Raw genomic sequence first — 838 nt, forward strand, 5'->3', positions numbered from 1 at the left:
AAGTTGTCTGGCCTCGGTCTCAGGTGCTAGACCAAGTTGGTATAGCTTATCTGAACCTGCGTTAGTCGCTGGAAGATAGTTTAAGGCGAGAGTTGGCGTGCTAATAATATCTAAGGAGTTCAGCGCTTTAAGAGAAGCTTTGTCTAGAGGGCCGATAATTAGGCTGCCTGTCTCAGGTGCTTGATTGTACAGTGACAAAATGTCTTGCGTTGCTGTGTCGAAAAAACGAACTTGTAGTGGTTCGTGGTTTGGGTTTTGTTTATTGCTGGCATAGTGTTGAGCCATGAAGCCGTCACGAATAGCTTTTCCAGCCAATTGAAGTGGCCCGCTTAAGGGCAGGGCAAGTGTTATCGAATCGGGGCGAGTGTTTGGGAGTTGTTTTAGAATGCTTAGCTCGTGAGGCGGATTCAGGCTGGCAGGATGGCTTGGCCACAGCTCGTTCCATGCCTGAAATGCATTATATTGGGCATCCAGGCTGATCTGATTTAGCTGGATTGTTCGAGCTAGATCTAACCACGCTAATGCGTCAGGGTTGTCGCCTGTGTAAATGTATTGGCTTAGGTCGGCTGTTTCAGTTGAGCGGAGTAGGTGCCAGATTTGCTCGTCTGTGTCTTGGTGATGCTCTGGATTAATTAGGCCGCGATGATCGATTAAGGTGATCGCCGCTTCAATAGTTAAATCTGTGATTTCATAAGCTTGAGATAATAAGTGCGAAAGCTCGATTTGCTGGTCGACATTCATGCCAGATAAACCAAGGTTCGGGATTAGCGGCAGTATTTTCTCAATGCGTGCTTTGTTCTTATTGCTTGTCGCTAACTTTAAGGACATTAAAAGATAG

At 46.3% G+C, this 838-nt stretch carries 1 protein-coding gene; it reads right to left on the minus strand.

Translation table 11 applies throughout. The annotated features are described in order from the left end of the window. The coding region (locus A3729_RS23680) for a penicillin-binding protein activator (RefSeq protein ID WP_197476018.1) at positions 1 to 838 on the minus strand (838 nt) is incomplete at both ends.

This window comes from Oleiphilus sp. HI0043 (genome assembly GCF_001634935.1).